Raw genomic sequence first — 6,516 nt, forward strand, 5'->3', positions numbered from 1 at the left:
GGGGTTGCGGGCAATATCACATTCTTACCTACTCGTCCGTAATGGGCTGTACGCCAAGGTTCAATGTGGCCCAGGGCCCCATTTCTTCGAGTGCAGAGCGGGGAAAGACCAGCGCTTTTCCCTACGGAAAGTGCACAGACCGACCGAAAGATGTTCGAGGCGAGGCACAGAATGGACGCTCCGACCACCAAGTCGGCCGACAACGGCTCTTCTGGCGATGACGGGGGCGGCTGGTTCACCCCGCGCAAGAAGAATCCGGCGGCACCGGCGGAGCAGCCCTCGCAGACGCAGTACGTGCAGGAGCAGTCGGCGCCGGAGCAGTCCGCACCGGAGCCCCCGCCCACGTACGAGGGCCCATGGCGCGACGGGCGGATACCTGAGCGCCGCCCGGCAGAGGACCGGATACCCGAGAGCGGCCGAGTTCCCGAGAGCGGCCGGGCTCCTGAGGGTGGCCGAGCTCCTGAGGGTGGCCGAGTTCCCGATAGCGGCCGAGCTCCTGAGAGCAGTCGGATGCCCGAAGGCGGTCCCGGCCGGGTTCCTGAGGCGAGGCGGCCGGCCGAGGAGATGAGCCCGCAGCCGAGTGCGTCCGCGGCGGGCGCCGCCCCTGCCCCCGCCTCGTCGTTCTTCTCCAGGTCCGCAGGGACCGCGCTCGCCAAGGCGCCCGCCGCTGCCCGCACCGCCCCGGCCGCCGATTCCGGTCCGCGCACCGCCCCGCCCGCCGACCCCGCCGCGGGACCGGGCACCGCTGTCAGGCCGCCCGCCGCGACCCCACCGGCGGCAGCCGCCGCGCCCACCGCGAGGGTCTCCGAGCAGCCCTCACCGGACGCGCTCCTCATCCAGCGCACGATGGCCGAAGTCGGACCCGTCGCCGACAAGGTCACCTCGTACTTCTACGCGCTGCTGTTCCTGCGCCACCCCGACCTGCGGATGCTGTTCCCGGCCTCGATGGACACCCAGCGCGACCGGCTCTTGAAGGCACTGCTCACCGCCGCCGAAAACCTCGACAACACCGAGGTTCTGGTCTCGTACCTGAAGAACCTCGGCCGCGGGCACCGCAAGTACGGCACCGAGCCCGAGCACTACCCGGCGGTCGGCGAGGCGCTGATCGGTTCGCTCAGCCGCTATGCGAGCAGCATCTGGAACGAGGAGACCGAGGCCGCCTGGGTGCGGACGTACACGACGATCTCGCAGATCATGATCGACGCGGCCGCCGAGGACGAACGGCGCGCGCCCGCCTGGTGGTTCGGCGAGGTCGTCGCGCACGATCTGCGGACCCCCGAGATCGCCGTGATCACCGTACGGCCCGACCAGCCGTACCCGTTCCTCGCCGGGCAGTACGCCAGCCTGGAGACCCCGTGGTGGCCGCGTGTGTGGCGGCACTACTCCTTCGCCTCCGCGCCCCGCGCCGACGGGCTGCTGACCTTCCACGTCAAGGCCGTCCCCGCGGGCTGGGTCTCCAACGCCCTGGTGCACCGAGCCCGCCCCGGCGACACCGTCCGCCTCGGCCCGCCCGCCGGCAATATGACCGTCGACCACGGCAGGCACAACGGCCTGCTGTGTCTGGGCGGCGGCACCGGCATCGCCCCGATCAAGGCACTCGTTGAGGACGTCGCGGAGCACGGCGACCGCCGCCCGGTCGAGGTCTTCTACGGCGCCCGCAGCGACCACGATCTGTACGACATCGACACGATGCTGCAGCTCCAGCAGACGCATCCGTGGCTGTCGGTCCGCCCCGTGATCGACCGATTCGACCAGCACGGCCAGCTCCCGGACGCGGTACGGGAGTTCGGCCCGTGGGACGCCTACGACGCCTACCTCTCGGGCCCGCCCGGAATGATCCGCAACGGCGTGCACGTCCTGCGGGACGCGGGCATTCCGGCGAACCGCATCCGGCACGACTCGCTTGAGGAACTCGTCGCAGCAGGCGGCTGAGGAAGCGACCGGGCGCGAGGGAACCGACAGGCACTAGCCGAGGTCCGGCGCGTGCATCGCCCGTACGCCCTCGATGTTGCCGTCGAGGTAGTGGCGCAGCGACAGCGGGACCAGGTGGACCGAGGCGATACCGACGCGTGTGAAGGGGATCCGTACGATCTCGTACTCGCCCGCGGGGTCCTCGACCTCGGGGCCGTGCCGCTGCGAGGCGTCCATGGACTCCAGGCGGCAGACGAAGAAGTGCTGCACCTTCACGCCGGTGGCGCCGCCGTCCGCGCCGATGTGCTCCACGGTGTCGACGAAGCAGGGCACCACATCGGTGATCTTCGCGCCGAGTTCCTCGTGCACCTCGCGGTGCAGGGCGTCGACCACGGTGGTGTCCTCGGGCTCGACTCCCCCGCCGGGCGTGACCCAGTACGGATCCACTCCCGGCTTGGTGCGCTTGATGAGGATCAGGTCGTTGCCGTCGAGGAGGACGGCTCGGGCGGTGCGCTTGACCACGGGTCGGACGGTCATGGAAGAAATGTGGCCCGTCATGTTCCACGTGAAACACGGTGGGGGCAGGTTCCCGGGAAAACGGTGCGAGCAGGTTCCCGGAAGCACGGTCCGCGTCTGTTCCACGGGAGCACGGTCCGCCCGGTTCCCCGGAAGGCACGGTCCGCGCCTGCTGTACGGAAACACGGTCGGGCCTGTTCCACGAAGGCACGGTCCGGCCTGTTCCACGTGAAACATCGACCAGCACCTCCGGCGGCTGCGCCCGTCAGCCCGGTCCGAGTGTCAGCACCAATCCGCGGCCGCGCGCAGCAGCCACTCGTGCGCTCGCGCGATGTGCGGCATCGCCAGCGTGCCGGTGCGTACCACCAGGAAATACGTGCGCAGCGGAGGTACATCAGGGTCGAGCAGCGCCACCACGTCCCCCCGCTCCAGGGCCTCCCCGCAGAGATAGCGCGGCAGTACGGCTAGCCCCGCGCCCGCCGTGACACAGGCGAGGGCGGCCCGCAGATCCGGTGCGACGACCGCGCCGGACGCGGCGGGCCGGGAGTCGAGGACCGCGGCCCAGTACCGCGTGACGAGCGGCAGCGACTCGTGCACCTCGACCACCGGCAGGGCCCCGAGATCGGGCGCGCCCCAGGGGCCGAGCTCCGCCGGACCGAGCCGCTTGGCCAGCTCCGGGGAGGCGACCAGGACGTGCTCCTCGTCGCAGAGCGCAGTCGCGGTGAGGAGGGAGCCACGCGGGCGGGCGGTCGAGATGGCCAGATCGTGATGGCCGGCGGCGAGCCCTTCGAGCACTTCCTCGGCCGTCCCGAACGAGGCGCGCAGCGCGTAGCCCTGGCCGTCCTCGCCGGTGAGGGCGGTGAGCGCGGGCAGGGCGCGTTCCGCGGTGAACTCCGGTGGGCCCGCGAGGTGCAGGGTGCGAGCCGGTGACTCCTCGTCGGGCCCGCTCTCCGCGATCTCCACCAGGGCGTCCAGATGCGGTGCGGCCTTGTGCGCGAGCTCGTCGCCGATCGTCGTGGGGGTGACACCGCGCGCCTGGCGGAGGAAGAGGGGGCGGCCCAACTGCCGTTCCAGCGTGCGTATCTGGGACGTGACGGCCGGCTGGGAGAGGCCGAGGAGCGCGGCGGCGCGGGTGAAGGAGCCGGCCCGGTGCACAGTCACGAACGTGCGCAACAAGGCCAGGTCCATGCGATGCCCACTCCCCTCAAGCCCCCGCAGGCACCCAACTATAAATAAGTCGATAGGTCTCTGTCGCTACCGTGATTGGACACTGACACAGAGTCAACTAGCCTTGTACGGACGGTTCTTCGCATACGGAAGCAGCGATTTCCGCGGTGATCTCGGCGGGCTCCACGGACTCCACGGGCTCCACGGACTCCACGGGCTCCACGGGCTCCGCGGTGATCTCCGGATGCGGAACCGAGACGGTCCGAGCCACGAGGGGGGAGGCTCGGACCGTCTGTTACACGTATCAGTGCCTAGCCCGCGGTCCCGTCAGCGGTGTCGTCAGCGGTCTCGTCAAGGGCCCGCAGCACATCGGCCACCAGATCCTCCGGATCCTCGGCGCCCGCGGAGAAGCGGATGAAGCCCTCCGGTACGGCGTCGCCGCCCCAGCGGGCCCGCCGCTCGGCGGTGGACCGTACGCCACCGAAACTCGTGGCCTCCTCGACGAGATGGAGCGCGGCCAGGAAGCGCTCGGCGCGCTCGCGCGAGGGCAGCGTGAAGGAGACGACGCTGCCGAAACGCCGCATCTGCTGGGCGGCGATCTTGTGCGCGGGGTCGTCCGGCAGCCCCGGGTAGCGCAGCCCGCTCACCTCGTCGCGGCTGCGCAGTGCCTCCGCGACGGCCAGGGCGTTCTCCACCTGACGGTCGATACGCAACTGCAGCGTCGCCAGGGAACGGTGGGCGAGCCAGGCCTCCATCGGGCCCGGGATCGCGCCGACGATCTTCCGCCAGCGGCGCACTCCGGCCATCGCCTCGGCGTCCCGGCCGGTGACGTATCCGAGGAGGACATCGCCGTGGCCGGTGAGGCCCTTGGTGCCGCTGGCCACCGAGAAGTCCGCGCCCAGCTCCAGGGGACGCTGCCCGAGCGGAGTGGCCAGGGTGTTGTCGACAGCTACCTTGGCGCCCTGCTCATGTGCGGCGGCCAGAAGGCGGCGGAGGTCGCAGACGTCGAGCCCCGGGTTGGACGGCGTCTCGATCCACAGCAGCTTCGCGCCCTCCAGGACGTCGAGCTGGGCGTCGCCGGCCGTGGGCGCGGTGCGCACCTCCACGCCGTACGCCCGCAGTTGCTCATGCACGAGCGGCAGAGCCTGGTAGCCGTCGTCGGGCATGACCACGATGTCGCCGGCGCGCAGCTGCGAGAAGAGCACGGCGGAGATCGCGGCCATCCCGGAGGCGAAGGCGAGCGTCTCCACCTCGGTGCCCGGTGCTTCGAGCTCGCCGATGGCACGCTCCAGGAGCGTCCAGGTCGGGTTCTCGTCGCGGCCGTACGTATAGGGCCCGGTCGGCTCGCCGGACAGGTGGAAGTGGGCGGCGAACACCGGTCCCGGAAGGGTCGGTTCGTGCTTCACGGGTTCCGGGAGCCCGGCGCGCACGGCCCGGGTGCCGTCCCCCGCCGAGCCCGGAACCGAGCCCTGAGTCGAGCCGGGCGCCGAGCCCTGCATCGAGTGTTCCGTCATGCCGCACCCCTCTCCGTGAGCGCCTCCTGGACCGCGGCGAGCAGTCCGGGGGACGCGGCCTCGACCAGTTCGAGGCACTCTTCAAAACCGTCCGTACCGCCGTAATAGGGATCCGGAACGTCGAGATCCACGGCGGCGGGATCGTACGAGCGCAGCAGCCGCACCTTGGCTGCGTCGGCCGGAGTGGGAGCCAGGCGGCGCAGTTCGCGCAGGTGTCCGTCGTCGAGGGCGATCACCAGGTCGAGCCGGGCGAACCAGTCGGCGCTGAACTGCCGTGCCGCATGGGCGCTTTCGTAGCCGTTCGAGAGCAGCACGGAGACCGTGCGCGGGTCCGCTCCGTCGCCCGCGTGCCAGTCGCCGGTCCCGGCGCTGTCCACCTCGACGAGGCCGTCAAGGCCGGCCTCGTCGACGCGCGCGCGGAACACGGCCTCGGCCATGGGGGACCGGCAGATGTTGCCGGTGCAGACGAAGCAGACGCGGAAGGGGTCGTTCATGGTCGTGCGTTCAGCCCTTCGTCAGTCCTTGTTGTCGGGCAGGACCACGTTCATCGCCCAGGAGACGACGCTGATGATCAAGCCGCCGAGTACGGCCGTCCAGAAGCCGTCGACGCGGAAGCTCAGGGAGAGCTGCTCGGCGAGCCACGAGGTGAGAAGAAGCATCAGGGCGTTCACCACGAGGGTGATCAGGCCGAGCGTGAGCACGAACAGCGGGAAGGTCAGCAGCTTCACGAGCGGCTTGACCAGCACGTTCACGACGCCGAAGACCAGGGCGACGAGGACGAGCGTGATCACCTTCTTGGGAGTGCTGTGCCCGGTGAGCGTGATCTTGTCAAGGAGCCAGATGGCGACGGCGAGGGCCGCCGTGTTGGCGACCGTCTTGACTACAAAATTCTTCATGTGTCTGATCGTGGCAGACGTGATCGGCGCCGGACACCGGCGTGCGGCGGTAGTGAGGGCGGGCAGCGTGATGAAGGCATTCCGGTTGGACGAGCTCGAGGTCGAGCGGGCCGAGAATCAGGGGGCCTACCTGCAGTTTCTGCGGGAGCGGAACATGTCGGTCGGCCTGTACGCGCTGGACGCGGGGGAGACCGACCCGCAGCAGCCGCACCACCAGGACGAGGTCTACTTCGTTGCCAGCGGCCGGGCCGCGATCACGGTGGGGACGGAGACCACGACCGTCAGCCGGGGCAGCGTCGTCTATGTGCCCGCCGGAGTCCCGCACCGCTTCCACCACATCAGCGAGGATCTGCGCGTCCTCGTTGTCTTCTCCCCGCCCGAGGGCTGAGACCCCTAGATGTGTGAGTCCGAAGTTCTCAGTGGTCGTAGGCGATCAGGGATCGTTTGATTGCGGCTCCGGTGGTCCAGTTGTGCCAGATGGCGGTGGCGAGGGCGAGGAGGCGTTGGCCGGT

8 protein-coding genes and 1 pseudogene are annotated in these 6,516 nt (G+C 70.1%); 2 read left to right on the forward strand and 7 right to left on the reverse strand.

The annotated features are described in order from the left end of the window. Nucleotides 1-150: 150 nt before the first annotated feature. Entirely contained in the window at nucleotides 151-1,932 is a 1,782-nt protein-coding gene (locus RCO28_RS35510) for a globin domain-containing protein (protein WP_374991311.1), read from the forward strand. A 33-nt stretch (nucleotides 1,933-1,965) separates the two neighbouring features. Here the strand turns inward: RCO28_RS35510 and RCO28_RS35515 are convergent, their stop codons facing one another. The 6 genes from RCO28_RS35515 to RCO28_RS35540 form a co-directional block, all read right to left on the reverse strand. Further along, nucleotides 1,966-2,448 carry an NUDIX hydrolase gene (locus RCO28_RS35515; RefSeq protein WP_308945495.1) on the reverse strand — a complete coding sequence of 161 codons (483 nt, stop codon included), beginning with the start codon at nucleotides 2,446-2,448 and terminating at the stop codon, nucleotides 1,966-1,968. A 261-nt stretch (nucleotides 2,449-2,709) separates the two neighbouring features. Further along, nucleotides 2,710-3,615 (reverse strand): LysR family transcriptional regulator, encoded by a 906-nt coding sequence (locus tag RCO28_RS35520; RefSeq protein ID WP_308945496.1) that lies wholly within the window; start codon nucleotides 3,613-3,615, stop codon nucleotides 2,710-2,712. 97 nt (nucleotides 3,616-3,712) lie between these two features. Continuing rightward, entirely contained in the window at nucleotides 3,713-3,865 is a 153-nt protein-coding gene (locus tag RCO28_RS35525; protein WP_308945497.1) for a hypothetical protein, read from the reverse strand. 40 nt (nucleotides 3,866-3,905) lie between these two features. Continuing rightward, nucleotides 3,906-5,093, reverse strand: a complete 1,188-nt coding sequence (locus tag RCO28_RS35530; protein WP_308945500.1) for a cystathionine gamma-lyase — start codon at nucleotides 5,091-5,093, stop codon at nucleotides 3,906-3,908. 11 nt (nucleotides 5,094-5,104) lie between these two features. Then, nucleotides 5,105-5,602, reverse strand: coding sequence for a low molecular weight protein-tyrosine-phosphatase (locus RCO28_RS35535; protein WP_308945498.1), 498 nt, complete (start codon nucleotides 5,600-5,602; stop codon nucleotides 5,105-5,107). Between the two features lie 21 nt (nucleotides 5,603-5,623). Then, nucleotides 5,624-6,004 carry a phage holin family protein gene (locus RCO28_RS35540; RefSeq protein WP_282536394.1) on the reverse strand — a complete coding sequence of 127 codons (381 nt, stop codon included), beginning with the start codon at nucleotides 6,002-6,004 and terminating at the stop codon, nucleotides 5,624-5,626. Between the two features lie 70 nt (nucleotides 6,005-6,074). On the opposite strand from RCO28_RS35540, the gene RCO28_RS35545 reads away from it, so the two are divergent. Continuing rightward, nucleotides 6,075-6,392 (forward strand): cupin domain-containing protein, encoded by a 318-nt coding sequence (locus RCO28_RS35545; RefSeq protein WP_282536474.1) that lies wholly within the window; start codon nucleotides 6,075-6,077, stop codon nucleotides 6,390-6,392. A gap of 28 nt (nucleotides 6,393-6,420) precedes the next feature. Here the strand turns inward: RCO28_RS35545 and RCO28_RS35550 are convergent. Then, a pseudogene (locus RCO28_RS35550) lies at nucleotides 6,421-6,516 on the reverse strand (IS982 family transposase); the annotation flags it as partial.

The organism is Streptomyces sp. LHD-70, assembly GCF_031157275.1.
Lineage (GTDB): Bacteria > Actinomycetota > Actinomycetes > Streptomycetales > Streptomycetaceae > Streptomyces.

Bases quoted from the DNA above. Each gene is read 5' to 3' on its own strand.
- RCO28_RS35510 (WP_374991311.1), top strand. From the start codon at position 151: ATGTTCGAGGCGAGGCACAGAATGGACGCTCCGACCACCAAGTCGGCC.
- RCO28_RS35535 (WP_308945498.1), bottom strand. From the start codon at position 5,602: ATGAACGACCCCTTCCGCGTCTGCTTCGTCTGCACCGGCAACATCTGC.
- RCO28_RS35545 (WP_282536474.1), top strand. From the start codon at position 6,075: ATGAAGGCATTCCGGTTGGACGAGCTCGAGGTCGAGCGGGCCGAGAAT.
- RCO28_RS35515 (WP_308945495.1), bottom strand. From the start codon at position 2,448: ATGACCGTCCGACCCGTGGTCAAGCGCACCGCCCGAGCCGTCCTCCTC.
- RCO28_RS35540 (WP_282536394.1), bottom strand. From the start codon at position 6,004: ATGAAGAATTTTGTAGTCAAGACGGTCGCCAACACGGCGGCCCTCGCC.
- RCO28_RS35520 (WP_308945496.1), bottom strand. From the start codon at position 3,615: ATGGACCTGGCCTTGTTGCGCACGTTCGTGACTGTGCACCGGGCCGGC.
- RCO28_RS35530 (WP_308945500.1), bottom strand. From the start codon at position 5,093: ATGCAGGGCTCGGCGCCCGGCTCGACTCAGGGCTCGGTTCCGGGCTCG.